Origin of the sequence: Cysteiniphilum sp. QT6929 (genome assembly GCF_030035755.1) — a bacterium.
GTDB lineage: Bacteria > Pseudomonadota > Gammaproteobacteria > Francisellales > Francisellaceae > Caedibacter > Caedibacter litoralis.
In genome coordinates this window covers 1,787,019-1,804,432 of record NZ_CP103983.1, presented here as the reverse complement: position 1 = coordinate 1,804,432, position 17,414 = coordinate 1,787,019, and the positions used below count along the sequence as shown (strand labels likewise).

At 40.4% G+C, this 17,414-nt stretch carries 14 protein-coding genes and 1 tRNA gene; 5 read left to right on the top strand and 10 right to left on the bottom strand.

Translation table 11 applies throughout. The features are described from left to right. Positions 1–249: 249 nt before the first annotated feature. Complete coding sequence (locus NYP54_RS07900; protein ID WP_283156054.1) at positions 250–876, bottom strand: hypothetical protein; 627 nt, start codon at positions 874–876, stop codon at positions 250–252. A 121-nt stretch (positions 877–997) separates the two neighbouring features. On the opposite strand from NYP54_RS07900, the gene NYP54_RS07895 reads away from it, so the two are divergent. The 3 genes from NYP54_RS07895 (at position 998) to NYP54_RS07885 (ending at position 7,220) form a co-directional block, all read left to right on the top strand. Then, entirely contained in the window at positions 998–4,426 is a 3,429-nt protein-coding gene (locus tag NYP54_RS07895) for a DEAD/DEAH box helicase family protein (protein ID WP_283156053.1), read from the top strand. 164 nt (positions 4,427–4,590) lie between these two features. Further along, positions 4,591–6,123: a class I SAM-dependent DNA methyltransferase gene (locus NYP54_RS07890; protein WP_283156052.1), complete on the top strand. Its 1,533-nt coding sequence runs from the start codon at positions 4,591–4,593 to the stop codon at positions 6,121–6,123. After that, on the top strand, positions 6,123–7,220 hold the full coding sequence (locus NYP54_RS07885) for a restriction endonuclease subunit S (protein ID WP_283156051.1): 1,098 nt from the start codon (positions 6,123–6,125) through the stop codon (positions 7,218–7,220). The genes NYP54_RS07890 and NYP54_RS07885 overlap by 1 nt, the downstream gene beginning before the upstream one ends. Before the next feature lie 318 nt (positions 7,221–7,538). On the opposite strand, the gene NYP54_RS07880 is transcribed toward NYP54_RS07885, so the two are convergent. The 9 genes from NYP54_RS07880 to NYP54_RS07840 all read right to left on the bottom strand — a co-directional run bounded on the left by NYP54_RS07880 (position 7,539) and on the right by NYP54_RS07840 (position 15,500). Beyond that, positions 7,539–7,940 (bottom strand): DUF559 domain-containing protein, encoded by a 402-nt coding sequence (locus tag NYP54_RS07880; protein ID WP_283156050.1) that lies wholly within the window; start codon positions 7,938–7,940, stop codon positions 7,539–7,541. Between the two features lie 404 nt (positions 7,941–8,344). Then, positions 8,345–8,923: a LemA family protein gene (locus tag NYP54_RS07875; protein WP_283156049.1), complete on the bottom strand. Its 579-nt coding sequence runs from the start codon at positions 8,921–8,923 to the stop codon at positions 8,345–8,347. Positions 8,924–8,935: 12 nt separating this feature from the next. After that, entirely contained in the window at positions 8,936–9,916 is a 981-nt protein-coding gene (locus NYP54_RS07870) for a hypothetical protein (protein WP_283156048.1), read from the bottom strand. A 116-nt stretch (positions 9,917–10,032) separates the two neighbouring features. Next, positions 10,033–11,094 carry a chorismate synthase gene (gene aroC, locus NYP54_RS07865; protein WP_283156047.1) on the bottom strand — a complete coding sequence of 354 codons (1,062 nt, stop codon included), beginning with the start codon at positions 11,092–11,094 and terminating at the stop codon, positions 10,033–10,035. Continuing rightward, positions 11,084–12,043, bottom strand: coding sequence for a 50S ribosomal protein L3 N(5)-glutamine methyltransferase (prmB, locus tag NYP54_RS07860; RefSeq protein ID WP_283156046.1), 960 nt, complete (start codon positions 12,041–12,043; stop codon positions 11,084–11,086). The genes aroC and prmB overlap by 11 nt, the downstream gene beginning before the upstream one ends. 29 nt (positions 12,044–12,072) lie before the next feature. Further along, a complete protein-coding gene (gene cysS, locus NYP54_RS07855; RefSeq protein ID WP_283156045.1) occupies positions 12,073–13,467 on the bottom strand; it encodes a cysteine--tRNA ligase in 1,395 nt (464 codons plus the stop codon). 85 nt (positions 13,468–13,552) lie between these two features. Further along, positions 13,553–14,671, bottom strand: a complete 1,119-nt coding sequence (gene tgt, locus NYP54_RS07850) for a tRNA guanosine(34) transglycosylase Tgt (protein ID WP_283156044.1) — start codon at positions 14,669–14,671, stop codon at positions 13,553–13,555. 92 nt (positions 14,672–14,763) lie between these two features. Then, complete coding sequence (locus NYP54_RS07845; protein ID WP_283156043.1) at positions 14,764–15,114, bottom strand: ArsC/Spx/MgsR family protein; 351 nt, start codon at positions 15,112–15,114, stop codon at positions 14,764–14,766. 309 nt (positions 15,115–15,423) lie between these two features. Further along, a tRNA-Met gene (locus NYP54_RS07840) sits at positions 15,424–15,500 on the bottom strand. 246 nt (positions 15,501–15,746) lie between these two features. On the opposite strand from NYP54_RS07840, the gene NYP54_RS07835 reads away from it, so the two are divergent. Next, positions 15,747–16,553 (top strand): ProQ/FINO family protein, encoded by an 807-nt coding sequence (locus tag NYP54_RS07835; RefSeq protein ID WP_283156042.1) that lies wholly within the window; start codon positions 15,747–15,749, stop codon positions 16,551–16,553. Between the two features lie 187 nt (positions 16,554–16,740). Further along, complete coding sequence (locus NYP54_RS07830; RefSeq protein ID WP_283156041.1) at positions 16,741–17,373, top strand: MFS transporter; 633 nt, start codon at positions 16,741–16,743, stop codon at positions 17,371–17,373. Positions 17,374–17,414 lie beyond the last annotated feature (41 nt).

Sequence of the window (17,414 nt, the reverse complement as noted above, 5' to 3'; positions counted from 1 at the left end):
CTAAAATTTTGTACTGTTTCTATTTCAACACCCCGCCTCGCAAGCTTAAGCACTCCTCTTGTAAAGAGGGGAATTAGGCAAAAGGTGATGTGTTACATTCCCCTCTTTACAAGAGGGGTGGCAGCCGTAGGCTGACGGGGTGTTTTTAAAATCATCACTTTTTAAAAATGTCACCTCAATAATTAACATCATAATCAAATGATGCGACATATAATGTCTCATTGTTTGTTTATTTGTTTATTTATTTATTTATTTTTTTGCTGGCTCCCAGACAACTTTGAATCCTTTTTCATTAATCTGCTTAACATATGAAAAAATCAGATTACTACGACTTAAGCACGTTTGCTGCCAAAATGCCTGATACATCTCTTTGATCATATCCAACTTTTTAGCAGTGGATTTATTACTATTAAGCCTGTTGATGACTTCCTCAAAACAAAAAAGCTTTTTGCAATATTCATCATAACCATAAAAGCGTGGTAATTGCTCACGCTCTCCATAGCTACGAATATACTGAGCTTGTTGTTGTCCAATCACCTCGCTAAAGCAGAAATTCAATATATCCTTATTGTAAGTACGTACAAACAATACATCAACGTTCTCTAACTGCGGATTATATTGAGCACCATCTGAGGATAACGGCAGCTTTAATGACATGTCACTTAATCGTCTTTGCGTATTGATATCACCGATTAACGCATACTGTTCATGGTGTATCAAACAAAGCTTATCATGTAAGAAGTTTTTCGTGCCATCCAAGCTATTTTGCAACAATGACTGTGAACAATTAAAGACTAAAGCATCTCGAGCACCATATAATTCGGTCATTGAGCAAAGTCCGGCTTTTGCCACAGCGCCAAGTGAGGGTAAACTCATATTACACCTTTAGATAATCATTTAAATTGCGCTAAATAATAAGGGGCTTAGCGTTTTTTTCAACTTAAAATTACTAAAGCATGGTATCATGGCACGCATAATTTAGTATGGAGCTAAGCACATGATGGATTCTAACTTCTCATTTTTAAGTAAGCACATGACGCATGAATTGGTTATTATTCAATATGCTGAAAAATATTTGGATAGCGACCCTAATGGTAGTGCCACAAAATCACGTACCTTTACTGAGATGCTTGTTAAGCGCATGTATCAAGCCTATCATTTACAGATTCCTTATACCAACAACTTAGCTTCACTACTACAAAATGATGACTTCACCGACTTTGTTGGCAAAGAAGTCATAAGCCACTTAACCCGTGTACGTTTCTGCGGTAATGATTCAACGCATGAGCATAAAGCAACAGCAAACCAAGCTTTTGAAGCATTGCAAAGTGTCTATCTAGTATCGGCGTGGTTTGCTATCAGCCAAGGCTGGGTTACTAAAGATCAGTTACCGCGCTTTAAAAAACCAATACCTCACAAAGTAATTACTTTGAAAGAAGAGGAAGTAAAACAAGCAAAAGAAGATAAAAAAGCATTAGAAGATAAAATCAAACAACTTGAAGCCAAGCTTTTAGAACAAAATAATGCCCTAGCTAAGCAAGAGGTCACCAGCTTAGCCACTGAAGAAATTGCGGCTATCAAAGAACGTGGCAGATCAAGCCAAAGTACACTGGACCTTAAAGAAGTTAGTACTCGCGATATCATTAACAGCATGTTAATTGAAGCTAACTGGCGTCTACCACAAGATAATGATCCCAACGTGATTGATGAATTTCGTATTGCTGAGCAATATCGCAATAAGTCAAATCATGGCTATGCTGATTTTGTCCTCTTAGGTGAAAATGGCAAAGTCATTGGCGTAATTGAGGCCAAATCACCCAAGAAAGATGCACGCGCTGGAAAATCACAAGCTCAGCTCTATGCCGATGGGATTGAAGCAAAGCAAGGCTTGCGCCCTGTGATTTTTTACAGTAATGGATATGAAACTTATATTTGGTTTGACAATACAGAGCAAACACCTCGCCGCCTTTATGGCTTCTACTCACAGGATGATCTTGAATACGCACTACAAAAACAGATATATCGCAAGCCTATAGCAAACTTAAGCAAAAACACTGAGATTGCTAATCGTGCTTATCAGCTTAGTGCTGTTGCTACCGTTGCTGAACAGTTTGGTCGCGGTCTCACTATCAAGGATCGTAAAGCTCTACTTGTTCTGGCAACAGGCACCGGTAAGACACGTGTTGCTATAAGCATTTGTGACATGTTACTGCGCGCGGGATTAGCCAAGCGAATTTTATTCTTATGTGATCGACTTGCCCTGCGCAATCAGGCTGAAACACGCTTTAGAGAGTTTTTAACCAACGAACCGATTGCTTTAATTGATGAGAAATCTGCAAGCACACAAGATGCACGCATTTATCTTGCAACCTACAACACGATGAATAATTACTTTAATCGTTTCAGCGTTGGCTTCTTTGATTTGATTATTAGCGATGAGTCACATCGCGGCATTTACAATACCTATCGCAGTTTGTTTTTGTACTATGACTCTTTTCAACTCGGATTAACGGCAACGCCCGTTAACTTCACTCACCGCCATACCTTTGAATTTTTTGAATGCGAAAATGGTGTTCCTACTTTTCATTACAGTTATGACCAAGGTGTTGCCGAAGGTTTTCTATGCGACTATAAAAACATCGAGAACTCAACCCAATTTACCCGCGATGGTGTCAAATATCATGAGCTCACCGCTAAACAAAAGCTCGAGTTTGAAGAGTCTTTCAATCTAGAGGAAGATGCGAGTGACGAAGACAAAGAAAAGCACAATATTGAAGCATCGCATATCAACAAGAAGATCTTTCTAAAAAGTACTTGTCAGCAAATCATGCGTAATCTCATGGATAATGGCATCAAGTCAGCTGTTGATGGGCTTGTTGGCAAAACCATTGTCTTTGCACAAAATAACAATCACGCATTAACACTTAAAGAAGTGTTTGATGAGCTATACCCTGAACTTCAAGCACGCAATTTTTGCACGGTAATCACCTCCAAAGAAGAACATAGTGCCGAGATGTTCTTGCCATATTTTACCGGTGAAAAAACAGACCATAACAAAGATGTGCGCATTGCCATTTCGGTAGATATGCTTGACACGGGTATTGATATTCCTGAGATCGTTAATCTGGTGTTTGCCAAATCCGTGCGTTCATATACTAAGTTTCTGCAAATGATCGGTCGTGGCACACGGACTTGCGAGAATCTATTTGGACCTGATAAACACAAAGAGTATTTCCAGATCTTTGATCATCATGGCAATTTTAACCACTTTGGCGAGCGCCAAACTATTGCACAGCCTTCACGTTCTCGCTCAACCTCTGAGCGTATTATGCTAAAGCGTATAGCACTGGCTGAGCTATTTAACTCACGTGATCAAAAAACAGATTTTGACCATGTTATCGCACTGATCAAAGAAGATCTTATCGCTTTGCCACGCAATAACATTTGTATTAAAGAGCGCCTAAGAGATATCGACGCCATACTTGCTGCTAATACGCTCAAAATATTCAAACCGCAAACAATCCACACCCTTAAAGATATCGCCTACTTAATGCAGTATTTGCCTAAAAACGGTCACTCACAAGCTAATGACTTTGATCACCTGATGACTCAATACGCGCTTGAAGTTGAAAAAGGTGGAAGCAAAACACCTAAAATTGCCGATGGCATCAAAGAATTGTTAAGTCGACTTAACCCTGATATCTGCAAGACACATTTTGAGCAGATTAAATCCTTGGTTGAAACCGATGCACTTGAAAACGCTAAATTTAATGAGCTTGAGACAATTCGCAACCAATTGCGCGATCTAATGGCAACGCTTAATCGCACTGATTACACTGAGTACCTTAATCGTATTGTCATCGATATCGAAGAGAATCCCGATAAGATTATTTACCGCGAATGCAAATACCGAGCCTATGGTGAACGCACGATAGATTACGCCAAGTGCAAGGATGACTTTCAAACGAAGCTGTTACCGCTTTTTGATCAATATGCCTTGTTAGATAAAATCTTTACCAGCGATGACCAGTTAAGCGGTGATGAGATTGCCCAAGCGATGATTATCATTGAAAAAGATGCCAACATCCCGTTAACAGAGGCCTATGACTTTTTCCCTGAATCAAAGGATAATATCTCCAAGTTATTACGCGCTATTTTCCCACGTAACCCGCTAGAGATTAACAAAGCTTTTAATACGTTTATTGAAGCACATCCAAACCTTAGCGCAACCGCCATGCAAGCGATTAATATGTTGAAGCGCCAAATTATTCGTAATGGTTTTGTTGCTGCCGAAGAGCTTACTGGAGTACCATTTAACAGTTTATCGAATGCTGGACTTTATGATGCATTTGAAAGCGATGAAATTACCATTAAAGTAATGCGTAATCTTGTGACACCCTTTTTACACAACCCCACTGCTAACTAAGCTTGTGCAGTTTATGCCAACACCCCGTCAGCCTACGAGGCGGGGTGTTGGACAAAGCAGCAGCATATACCGATAATCACGTTTAAAAATCTATTTACAATCCTTAGCCTTTTACGTTATAACAACTGCCATTAATAAAGCATCTACTCTAAGACAAATCACACATGATTACAGGCGATTTAAAAAGCAAAATTGATAGCATTTGGTTGCATTTTCACACCGGTGGCGTCACCAATCCGTTAACGGTTATTGAGCAGATTTCTTTTTTGATGTTCTTGCGTCTTCTAGATATTAAAGAAAGTAACAATGAACTCCAAGCACGTTGGATCAACACCGAGTTCACCCCGATTTTCAAAGCCAATGAGCAACATCTACGTTGGTCACACTTTAAAAACTTACCTGCAGGCGAGGTATTTGAAACAGTGCGTGATAAAGTGTTCAAGCATATGCGTGAATTAGCTGACGGCACAGATAACAAGCTTGGCAAGTATATGAAAGACGCACAACTGATGATCCAAAAACCATCGCTATTGACCAAGGCCATTGAGATGATCGATAACCTACCGATTACCAATAATGACGTCAAAGGCGATTTGTACGAATATCTCTTATCCAAGCTCACAACGGCAGGCATTAATGGGCAGTTTCGTACACCAAGGCATATTATCAACATGATGGTGGAGATCATGGATCCAAACCCAGAATATGAACGTATCTGTGACCCGGCATGCGGCACTGCAGGCTTTCTGGTTGCGACCATGGAGTATTTACAAAAGACCTTTACCTCAAAAGATGGGATCATCAGCCATGAAGATGGACAAATAACCTATAGCGGCGATCTACTGACACCTTATCGCCAGCATATCCAAAGTGATCTTTTACACGGTTTTGACTTTGATGCAACGATGCTAAGAATTGCTGCGATGAATCTCATGCTTCACGGCATTGATACTCCCCTTATTCACTATCAAGACACCTTAGCGAAAGGCTTTAGCAAAGATGATAAAGGCAACAGACAACTTTACGCGCATGAGTATTTTGATCTAATCCTTGCCAACCCACCGTTTAAAGGGAGTCTGGATGCCGATGATGTTGCCGCTGATATTTTAAATGTTGTTAGCACCAAGAAAACTGAACTATTATTTTTAGCGCTGATTTTACGCATGCTGAAAAACGGTGGCAGATCGGCAACGATTGTCCCTGATGGTGTATTATTTGGCTCATCCAAGGCCCATGTTGCCATTCGCAAGAAGCTCGTTGAAGAAAATGCATTAAAAGGGGTTATTGCTCTGCCTTCTGGCGTGTTTAAGCCATACGCTGGTGTTTCCACCGCGATCTTGATTTTCCAAAAAGCGGGCAAAACCGACAAAACCTTTTACTATAACGTCAAAAATGATGGCTTTTCATTGGATGATAAACGTAATCAAATCGCTGATAATGACCTACCAGATTTAATCGATAAATGGCGCAAGCAAGCAACACTTGATCTAACGGATAAAACCAAGCAAGCCTTTGTTGTCGATATCGAAGAAATCCGTGCTAATAACTACGATCTATCGATTAACCGCTACCAAGAGATCGAGCATCAAGCCATTGAGTATCCACCAACGACAGAAATCCTGGCTGAAATTAATGACCTTGAGCGTCAGATTCAGTCAGGATTGAGCAATTTACAGCAATTATTGGAGGAGAAGTAATGTATCCAATGGCTGCTTTGGGAGATGTAACTCATTGCTTAGATTCTAAGAGAGTTCCTTTGAATGAATCTGAGCGCAGACTCAAAGAGAATAGAAAATTATACCCTTATATTGGAGCAAACAATATTCTCACCTATATTGACGAATATATCTTTGATGAAAATATACTCTGCCTTGCTGAGGATGGTGGAACATGGGGAAGTAATCAAAAATGTTCCTTCCTAGTTAAAGAAAAATGCTGGGTTAATAATCATGCCCATGTATTAAAAAACATTGATAACATCAGCAATCTTTCATATTTAAATTACTATTTAAATCATTCAAATTTAAATAAATATATTACTGGTAGTACCCGTGGCAAACTAACAAAATCAGCAATGAATCAAATAGTTCTCCCACTACCAAAACTGCCTACCCAACAAAAAATAGTTGCCATTCTTGACCAAACACAGGTCTTAATTGATAACCGCAAACAACAAATCGAAAAGCTTGATCAACTGGCGCAAAGCACATTTTTGGAAATGTTTGGTGATCCAATAGCAAATCCAATGGGGTGGGAAATATCAAAACTTGGCGATATTGTTTGTAACAAAGACAGTTATCGTAAGCCACTTAAGCTAAGTGATCGCAATAACTTGCACGGCATATATCCGTACTATGGAGCATCAGGAATTATTGATCACATCAACCAATATATTTTCGACACTCCACACCTTCTTGTAAGTGAGGATGGTGCAAATCTACTATCAAGAACAACCCCAATTGCGTTTATTGCTAAAGGACAATACTGGGTAAATAACCATGCTCATGTATTGGCGGACAACGGCACATGTAATCTTGTTTTTTTATCTTTTTTTCTAAATGCAATTGACCTTGAACCCTATGTAACAGGTTCTGCACAGCCAAAACTAAATAAAGCAAACTTAAACAGTATAGCGGTATATATCCCTACAAAGGATAAACAAATCCAATTTGCCTCGATCATTGAAGCAATTGAAGCGCAAAAAGCACAACTTAAACAAAGCTTGGTACAGTTTGAAATACAGTTTGATGCCTTAATGCAACGGGCATTTAATGGTGAGTTAATCCCTGAGTAAGCAACACCCCGTCAGCCTGCGGCTGCCACCCCTCTTGCAAAGAGGGGAATTTATGATCATTGCCATAGCTACGATGCTATGTTTGATCTATTTCACCAACATCACAAATATGCCGTACAACTAAACTCAAATAATCACAGGTCTTAACTGCCCTATAACGCTCGTGAATCATTTTACCGTGTTTAATGTCAAAGAAGTTTTTGATAATTTTAAGTCATTGGATTGCAGGTAATAGCTTGGGTTTAAGCGACACGCCCCCATTCCCCTCTTTGCAAGAGGGGTGCCAAGCTTGCGCGGCGGGGTGTTGGAAGAGCAGCTCTAAATTCTTGGCATATACTGCCCATCAATCGATTGCAAACGAGACTCCAAAACGCACTTAAGATAATCCATCACACCTTGAAGATTGCGTTTTACATCTTGATCCAAAATATGAATTACTTGCAGCTGATATTGTCGCAAATAGCTTTCTCTTTCAGCATCATATGCCACTTTAAAATCATGACTGTAGCCATCCACTTCAATCACCACCCCCAAGCTGTGGCAGTAAAAATCAACGATATAATGACCAATAATTTTCTGCCGATCGAACTTAAAACCAAGAAGTTGCTTTGCCTTTAACTGTTGCCATAATAGCACTTCTGACAAATTACCTGCCTTCCTCAGCTCGCGAGCATAGACCTTTAAACGATTATTTTGTGGCAACTTATCCCACGGATACATGACAAGTCCAATATTGGTATACCATAGCAACAGTATAGCTAGCGGTTTAAATTCTAGATGCTATTTTTAAAACACCCCGTCAGCCTGCGGCTGCCACCCCTCTTGCAAAGAGGGGAATTTATAACCATTGCCATAGCTGCGATACTATGCTTTATCTATTTCATTAACATCACAAATATGCCGTACAACTAAACTCAAATAACCACAGGTCTTAACTGCCCTATAACGCTCGTGAATCATTTTGCCATGTTTAATGTCAAAGAAGTTTTTGATAATTTTAAGTCATTGGATTGCAGGTAATAGCTTGGGTTTAAGCGACACGCCCCATTCCCCTCTTTGCAAGAGGGGTGCCAAGCTTGCGCGGCGGGGTGTTGGGAAATTGATAACTGCACGTTGCAATAATATTAAAAATTCGGCTGATATTCAAAACTCATTTGCGCCTCGGCATCATGAAATGGTTTTAATACCTTGCGTTTCAAAAGCGCTCCATTCACCGCGTTACTCGGAAACATCTGTATTTTATCATTAAACAGTGCCACCGTATGGTTATAAACACTAATAGCGGCTGTTACATTTTCCTGCGTTTCGCGCCAATCCGTCATTAATTGCTGAAATACATTACTGGCTTTTAGATCAGGATAATTCTCAACTTGCAGTTGCAACCCCTTATTAAGCTCACTTGCTAAATTTTGCACTGTCTTTAACTTATCAGGTTCAATATCAAACTGATCGAGCGAGGCGATGGCTTGACGCAACTGAGTTATTTGCATCTGTGTTTGCCCTTCAAAGCTGGTATATCCCTTGCATAATCGCTCAAGCTCAGGCATCAGTTTAAGCTTATTGCGCTCATAGGCAATAACATCCGCCCAACCGCGTTTAGCACGGTTTTCTGCATTAATAATGCCATTAAACAACGCAATAATAATCAGCAATACCACAAGGGCAATTGCACCAATAATGTACCATTGATAAGTTGCTAACATCTGTTTCTCCTTCTAATTAATTTTTAAGTCTTGTTGTAAAATCTGCATCAACGCATGGTATTTATGAAAATGTGCCTGCTGCAAATAATCTTTAAATAACAAAATCTTACGGCTACTCATCTGTGCACGTAATGATAGTAGATTCTTGCCTTCATAACTGATGCATATTCCATGCTCATTACTTTGCAAATAAAAACTACTTGGTAAGCTTGATTTAAGTGATGCTAATTTCTCGGCGCGTGCCGGCGTGAAATACTTGGCAAGTTCCATTTCATGCCCTCGATCTATGCGATAGTGTTTATTAAAATTTGGTGAAGTTGGATGCCAAAGCCTTTTGTTTGTTAGCCAACCAAAGCCAAAACTTAGCCTTGGGAAATCGCGTTGTTGAAAGAGCAATCCGTGAATGTAGTGCGATGTGTAGCTAACCTCAGTTTTTGTATTACCTTTATCATCTGTCGTGGTTGTCTCGTGTTTTGTCTCATAAAAGTACTCAAATTTAAGGTGCTTTAGCCCACCTAATTCGCTATCAACACACATGTGAAAACCATTTGAGCGATCACCAACGGGAAAACGTTTGAATTGTTCACGTAGTTTTTTGGCGCTAAATGACTCATTTTTAGTAATGCCATATCGCAATTTAAGCATTTTATTGAAACTACATTTTGTGAGCTTGGAAACAGCATGGCTTAATGGGTACACAAAGCGCATATAAATACATAGTGCGACAAGAAAACTAAGTCCTGACACCACCAAAAGCTTAACCTGCCATTCTTTAGCATATAGCTCAAACGCGCTATAGCCGACCGTAATACCTAATGCGACAAACAACCAAATAAAAACCCATGCTTTTGTTGTGCCAAAAGAGATATCATCGCCATACATTGGCAGATCTTCTGCCGCAGCACTTAGACTTTTTTCAACCTTTGCCAACGTCGGGGCATTATTAATTGCATTGATCGTACTGTGTAATGTTGCTAAAACTTTATTATTCATCACAAGCTCCTTATTGCGTTGATAAGCAATAAGATAAAAGGCATTTGCGACATATAGCGTCGCATCTTGTAATATTTTGTAAGATATTTAGCAGTTTTTGTATTGGGAAATAAAATTTACAAATTCTGCGCTTTGTGCTGCAAATAGTGATCAACAAGCACAAGTGCCAACATCGCCTCGGCAATGGGCACACCGCGAATGCCGACACATGGGTCATGACGCCCTTTGGTAATGACTTCACATTGATCGCCATGAATATCAATTGAGCGCCCAGGCACTAAAATGCTTGAGGTGGGTTTAAAGGCAATACTCGCCAAAATATCTTGCCCTGAGGAAATCCCACCTAAAATGCCACCTGCGTGATTAGTTAAAAAGCCTTGGTCTTTAATGTACTCATCGCGATGCTCACTACCTTTTTGGCTAACAACATCAAAACCATCACCAATAGCTACTGCTTTAACGGCATTAATACTCATCAATGCTTTGGCAATATCAGCGTCTAAGCGATCAAATACTGGTTCACCCAATCCAACAGGAATATTGCGTGCGACAACATTGACCTTTGCACCAATAGAATCCCCTTGCTTGCGAATGGACTGCATCAACTCCTCAAGCTGGGGGATCTTTTGAGGATCCGCACAGAAAAAAGGATTTTGCCCAATAAAACTTTGATCTTTAAGCTCAAGTTCAATATCACCAATTTGTGAAACATAGCCAAATATTTCGCTATTAAAGCGCTCTTTTAATATCTTTTTGGCAATCGCACCTGCGGCGACACGCATTGCTGTTTCTCGTGCTGATGAGCGTCCACCGCCGCGATAATCACGAATACCATATTTATAAAAATAGGTAAAATCAGCATGTCCAGGACGAAACTGATCTTTGATCTCGCCATAGTCTTTGGATTTCTGATCGGTGTTTTCAATGATTAAGCCAATCGGTGTACCTGTTGTTTTACCCTCAAACACACCGGATAGAATCTTGACCTGATCGGGCTCGCGCCGCTGTGTGGTAAATTTTGATTGCCCTGGTTTACGTCGATCTAAATCTACTTGCAGATCCTCTTCACTCAATGATAGTCCTGGCGGGCAGCCATCGACAATGGCGCCTAAGGCTAAGCCATGACTCTCACCAAAGGTAGTGACTTTAAATAAGGTTCCTAATGTATTACCTGGCATCTTGGTAGCCCTCGGTAAATATTGATCGATAAGTTTTGAGCTCATCATAGGTTAACAAGAACACGCCATCGCCTCCATCTTCAAAGTTAAGCCAAGTGAAAGGTACGCTTTGAAAAGCTTCTTGTAACGCATATTGACTATTGCCAACTTCCACAATTAACACACCACCTTCATTCAGATAATCAAGCGCGTCAACCAAGATTTTACGCGTGATATCTAAGCCATCATCACCTGAGCCTAATGCCAATGCCGGCTCTTTTAAATACTCTTGCGGCATAGATGCTAAATCATTCATATCAACATACGGCGGATTAGAGATAATCAAATCAAACTTTTGCCCCGCTAGATTTGCAAACAAATCCGATTGTACGGCAGTGACACGCTGTTCCATATCATGCTGCTTGATATTACGCTTAGCAACCTCTAGTGCATCCTCTGAGATATCACTTAATACCACTTCTGCATCAGGAAATACATGTGCCGCCGCAATACCGATACAGCCACTTCCAGTACATAGATCCAATACGCGCTCAACATTATGATGATTCACCCATGGCTCAAACTCATTGCGAATCAGCTCGCCAATTGGTGAACGTGGCACGATAACGCGTTGATCAACATAGAACTTCATCCCCGCAAACCATGCCGTTTTTGTCAAATATGGCAATGGCACACGATCAACCACGCGTCTGTAAACCCACTTAATGACTTTTTGACGCTCCAAATGGGTTAAACGCGCATCCAAAATACGATTATCAATATCCAATGGCAAGTAAAGTGCTTGCAGCACTAAATGTACTGCTTCATCCCATGCCGAATCTGTACCATGTCCATAAAAAAGCTCTGCTTCAAGAAATCTTGATGTCGCCCAACGCAAATAATCACGGATTGTATGTAAGTCCTGTGCCAATGCATCGACATTAACATCCCCGCCAAATATATCACTCATCTTTTACCCTCTTTCACGCTTTATGTACCTTACGCTCTTTTCCAGATTGTGCCCGTTGCGGAGTCTTCAAGCAATACACCTTGCTCTGCTAGCGTTTGGCGAATCTGGTCTGCTTTGGCATAGTCTTTATTCTTTTTCGCTTGGGTACGCTCAGCAATCATAGTTTCAATCACCTCATCACTTAGGTCATTATCACCGCTATGCTTAAAATAGCTCTCTGGCGAGTGCTTAAGGATGCCTAATACATTAGCAAGCTCTAATAACAATTTAGCAAAGCCAGCTGCTTTTTGTTGATCACTTGTGCGATATTTATTGATCTCTTTGGCAATGGCAAATAACACTGGCAAAGCCTCTGGTGTATTAAAGTCATTATTCATCGCTTGTTTGAAGTCATTCACATACTGCGCTGCCTCTTCTACTTCCACAGTATTTTCAGTAATCTCAAGACCACGCAATGCCGTGTATAAACGCTCAATTGCTGCTTTTGCCTGATCTAGATTCTCTTTAGAGTAATTAATCTCACTGCGATATTGCCCTGAAATCAAAAAGAAGCGCACCACTTCAGGGTGATACTCAGATAATACCTCTTTAATGGTAAAGAAGTTATTCAATGATTTGGACATCTTCTCATCATCAACCTGTACCATGCCAGAGTGCAGCCAATAATTAGCAAAGCTGCAACCATTAGCCGCTTCCGATTGTGCGATTTCATTCTCATGATGCGGGAAGCGTAAATCCGAACCACCGGCATGAATATCAAAATTATCTCCCAAGAGCTTCTTTGACATCGCCGAGCACTCAATGTGCCAACCAGGGCGCCCCTGCCCCCATGGCGATTCCCAACTTGGCTCACCGGCTTTGGCAGCTTTCCACAATACAAAATCTAAAGGATTTTCTTTTTGTTCATTACTTTCAATCCGCGCACCAACACGCAAATGCTCTAAACTCTGCTTACTTAATTTGCCATAGTCTTTAAATTCCTCAACGCGATAATAAACATCACCATTGCCGGGTGCGTAAGCAAAGCCCTTAGCAATCAGATTTTCGATCATCTGGCACATTTCAGGAATCGTTTGCGTGGCTCGTGGGTCAAAATCAGGTCTTAGGATATTTAAACGATCTAAATCGTCATACATGCTTTTGATCGTGCGCTCAACGAGTGCATCGGTTGATTCACCGTTTTCATTGGCACGCTTAATAATCTTATCGTCAATATCAGTGATATTGCGCACATAAGTTACATCATAATTACAAAAGCGAAAATAACGCACGATGACATCAAAAGCGATCTGGGTGCGCGCATGCCCAATATGACAATCATCATAAACCGTCATACCACAGACGTACATTTTTAATTTTTGTGGGCTAATCGGCTGAAAAATCTCCTTTTTTCCAGATAATGAATTGTATAAATAGATACTCATGAATCTTGCATTGGCATGGTTATAATAAGCTTATGTTACCATCGCCTTAGCAAGGTTGAAATACACAATTCACAATTGTGTCATTTTATGCTTTAAGCTCTGGCGTCGGTTGACCAATATCGTTATAAAATTCTTCTACAAAATCCTCAAAACGATCTTCATCTAGCGCGTTACGGATATTTTTCATCAAGCGCTGATAGTAAGTGATATTGTGAATCGTATTTAAACGCGCACCCAAGCTTTCCTTAGTTTTATCCAAATGATGCAAATAACTTCTTGAGAAATTCTTACAAGTATAACAATCGCAACTCTCATCCAAAGGTGCTATATCTGTTTTATATTGACTGTTACGAATACGGATAACGCCGCTTTTGACAAACAAATGACCATTTCTCGCATTTCTTGATGGCATCACACAATCAAACATGTCAACGCCTCGGCGTACACCCTCAACCAGATCTTGTGGTTTACCAACACCCATTAAATAACGCGGCTTATCTTCAGGCATTTGATGCGCGGTATGATCTAAAATACGGATCATATCAGGCTTGGGCTCACCAACAGACAAACCACCAATTGCATAACCATCAAAGCCAATATCCGTTAATGCTTTTAAAGATTGATCACGTAAATGCTCATACATTCCGCCTTGGATAATCCCAAATAAAGCCGATGGATTATCACCATGCGCAACTTTACTTCTTAATGCCCAGCGCATTGATAGCTCCATCGATGCCTTTGTTTCAAGCTCTGTTGCCGGATACGGTGTACACTCATCAAAACACATCACGATATCAGATCCTAGATCACGCTGAATCTGCATTGATATCTCAGGATCTAAAAACACTTTAGAACCATCAAGTGGCGAGCGAAAGGTAACCCCTTCTTCAGTAAGCTTTCTAAGCGCGCCCAGACTAAACACTTGAAAGCCACCCGAATCCGTTAATATCGGTCCTTGCCACTGCATAAAATCATGCAAATCACCATGCATTTTGACAATCTCAGTGCCTGGACGCAGCCATAAGTGGAAAGTATTGCCAAGTAAGATTTCAGCACCCGTAGCTTTAACATCTTCAGGCGACAAAGATTTGATCGCGCCATAGGTACCTACTGGCATAAACGCAGGTGTTTGTACCTGCCCACGCTCAAACTGCAAGGTGCCGCGACGCGCTTTGGCACTCCTCTTTAATAAAGTAAATTTCATGTTATGCGACCACTATCGACAATAAAGGGCTCATAGTAGACAATTCGCCCTAAAATAAAAAGCAAAAAACGTCAAAAACGCCACTTTGATAACTATTCTAAAATAGCGATCATATCTTCCAAGGGACGTGCAATGGCAGCTTTGTCTCTTGTCTCCAATATTGGGCGCTGCATTAATTTAGGTGTTTTTACTAAAATCTCTGCAATCTCACTATCTAAGAGTTTCTCAACATCGTTGATATTTAAAGTTTTGAAATCATCATCACCACTGCGAATAAGCATGTGCTTGGCAACGGTCAACTTCTCTAAAATTCGTAATATATCTGCTGGAGATAACGGTGTATTGAGATATTCAATCACTTCAACGTCATAATTATTTTGCGTTAAAAATTCTAATGCCGCACGCGACTTACTACAGCGGGGGTTATGATACAGCTTATACATATGTTTTATTCTAAGGTTTATTTATTAGCGATACCGCAATGCTAAACTACCACAATGTGATCAACAATATCTTTCGTCACATTATTTACTGGAGTTACGTACTTTTTCTATTTCAACACCCCGCCTCACAAGCTCGGCACCCCTCTTGCAAAGAGGGGAATATAAAATTACTGTTGCCTAATTCCCCTCTTTGCAAGAGGGGTGGCAGCCGTAGGCTGACGGGGTGTTTATAAAGTCATAATTTTTCTAAAGTGCGTAACTCCAGTTATTTATAATCATTTGAAATCCCACCAGAAACGGTTTTGAGAGTGGTAGCTACGACTGGACTTGAACCAGTGACCCCAGCATTATGAATGCTGTGCTCTAACCAACTGAGCTACGTAGCCACAACAGGGAGGAATATTAGCAAGATTGGTTTTGTTGTCAATGATTTTTTTTATTTTTATCCTGGCACCCGCAAAATTAGCCGATAGGTGCTGATTTTTGCTGGGATTGTGTCTATAATGTCCGCCTTATTGCTGCAGCAAGATTGACTGGAAAGCATTTTCATCACTGCCCATAGATCTAAAAAACAGTTGCCGCAATAATGTATAAAACAAAATACGAGTAAACACAAAGTAGGAACATTTTAGATGTCTGACGGTAGAAATAAACTTAATGATTTTTCATTACTAAAATCATTGGTCGGTGGCAAAAGCATCAAAGACAAAACAGATCGCTTACGTAAAGCGCATGCGGCAAAACGCAATGAAACAAGCGATACCAAAGCGCCAAGCTCAACACCTAGACCAAATACTGCTACCAAGCAAGCCCCTCAGACAAGACAAGAGCGCGTCAATCAGCAACGCACACCATTTCGCATGCCACAATATGGTCAAAAACAACATGAAGAGCTGGTTGTTGACATGCCCGACGCTCAAGAAGATGAACTGATTATTGAGATCGATCTGCAAAAAGAACTCTACAAAGAAGAACAACGTCTATTTAAATGGCTTTGCGCACGCTTCCCAAAATGCTTCAATCCACGCGATAAGCGTCCATTAAAAATCGGCATTAGTGATGACATCGAAGTGATTTATTACAATGAACATTTTGCGCCGATTGACCAATACGTTCTAAAAAAAGTGATCAAGCGCTATGTTGGCGACACCCGCTATCAACGCTCAGTGCTTGAGCACAAGCAACGCTTTAACCTTTATGGCAAGCCAGTTGAAAGCTTTAGTGATGATCATGTTGCCTATGCTAAACAGCGTTTAGATGAAATTGCTGAAAAAGCTTACCTGCGCTCTCAAGGCATTGATATTAAAACATATTACCAACAAAAACGTGAACAAGAGCAGCAAGAAAAACAAGCAAATCAAGCGCTAGAGCAAACTGAAAACAGCAATCAGGCGACTGACAGCAATGCTCAAACGAATGATACAAAAACAAACTCATAACGTTTTATCCTGATCTTTTATCTTCTTATTCTAATACTTAGGCACTATTGATTTTAGGCAATCAAAGTTACGCACTTTTCCTATTTCAACACCCCGCCTCGCAAGCTCGGCACCCCTCTTGCACTTAGTTGAACAATAAACGCTAAATTGGACAAATGTTCTATTTATTGCATTTGCATTTGCATTTATGGCTAATCATAATCTTTCTAACGACAAACCAAGCATCTTGCTATTAAGCATTATTAGCGTATTGCTTGGTTGCAGCTACTTTATGGCATCAGACATGTATGCTCCAAGTCTGCCAAGCATGAGTCATGCGCTATCTGCAAGCTCAAGCATGGCGCGCATGACAATTGGCGCATTTTTAGTGGCATTAGTTTTCTCTCAATTATTCTACGGTCCTGCGTCTGACAAGATGGGACGCAAAAAGATCATTTATATCGGTGCGATTATCTATCTTGTTGGTAGCATATTTTGTATGTTTGCTTGGAGCATTGATACATTAATTGTTGGACGGATTATTCAGGGCGTTGGCACAGGCGCATTGCTACCATTATCACGTGTCATCGTTCAAGATTCTGTCAGTAAGGATAAATTCATTCAAATCGTCAGCTGGATCAGTTTGTTTTTTATGCTTGCATCTGCTGGTGCTCCGGTGATTGGTGGCTTAATACAGACCTATGCCAACTGGCGTGTTAGCTTTCTTGTGATGTTTGGTTTGTTCTTGGTGAGCACTGTCGCTGCCATGATCCCCGAAAAAATAGTTGATTACTCGATCATTATTTTTGTGATGTCTTTGACTGCATTCACACTCTATTAGTCTACTGACTTTCAAGCAACGTTATATTTTAACCAATCAAA

Excerpts from the sequence above, each read along its gene's own strand:
- NYP54_RS07900 (WP_283156054.1), bottom strand. The coding sequence starts at position 876 with ATGAGTTTACCCTCACTTGGCGCTGTGGCAAAAGCCGGACTTTGCTCA.
- NYP54_RS07895 (WP_283156053.1), top strand. The coding sequence starts at position 998 with ATGATGGATTCTAACTTCTCATTTTTAAGTAAGCACATGACGCATGAA.
- NYP54_RS07890 (WP_283156052.1), top strand. The coding sequence starts at position 4,591 with ATGATTACAGGCGATTTAAAAAGCAAAATTGATAGCATTTGGTTGCAT.
- NYP54_RS07885 (WP_283156051.1), top strand. The coding sequence starts at position 6,123 with ATGTATCCAATGGCTGCTTTGGGAGATGTAACTCATTGCTTAGATTCT.
- NYP54_RS07880 (WP_283156050.1), bottom strand. The coding sequence starts at position 7,940 with ATGTATCCGTGGGATAAGTTGCCACAAAATAATCGTTTAAAGGTCTAT.
- NYP54_RS07875 (WP_283156049.1), bottom strand. The coding sequence starts at position 8,923 with ATGTTAGCAACTTATCAATGGTACATTATTGGTGCAATTGCCCTTGTG.
- NYP54_RS07870 (WP_283156048.1), bottom strand. The coding sequence starts at position 9,916 with ATGAATAATAAAGTTTTAGCAACATTACACAGTACGATCAATGCAATT.
- aroC (WP_283156047.1), bottom strand. The coding sequence starts at position 11,094 with ATGCCAGGTAATACATTAGGAACCTTATTTAAAGTCACTACCTTTGGT.
- prmB (WP_283156046.1), bottom strand. The coding sequence starts at position 12,043 with ATGAGTGATATATTTGGCGGGGATGTTAATGTCGATGCATTGGCACAG.
- cysS (WP_283156045.1), bottom strand. The coding sequence starts at position 13,467 with ATGAGTATCTATTTATACAATTCATTATCTGGAAAAAAGGAGATTTTT.
- tgt (WP_283156044.1), bottom strand. The coding sequence starts at position 14,671 with ATGAAATTTACTTTATTAAAGAGGAGTGCCAAAGCGCGTCGCGGCACC.
- NYP54_RS07845 (WP_283156043.1), bottom strand. The coding sequence starts at position 15,114 with ATGTATAAGCTGTATCATAACCCCCGCTGTAGTAAGTCGCGTGCGGCA.
- NYP54_RS07835 (WP_283156042.1), top strand. The coding sequence starts at position 15,747 with ATGTCTGACGGTAGAAATAAACTTAATGATTTTTCATTACTAAAATCA.
- NYP54_RS07830 (WP_283156041.1), top strand. The coding sequence starts at position 16,741 with ATGGCTAATCATAATCTTTCTAACGACAAACCAAGCATCTTGCTATTA.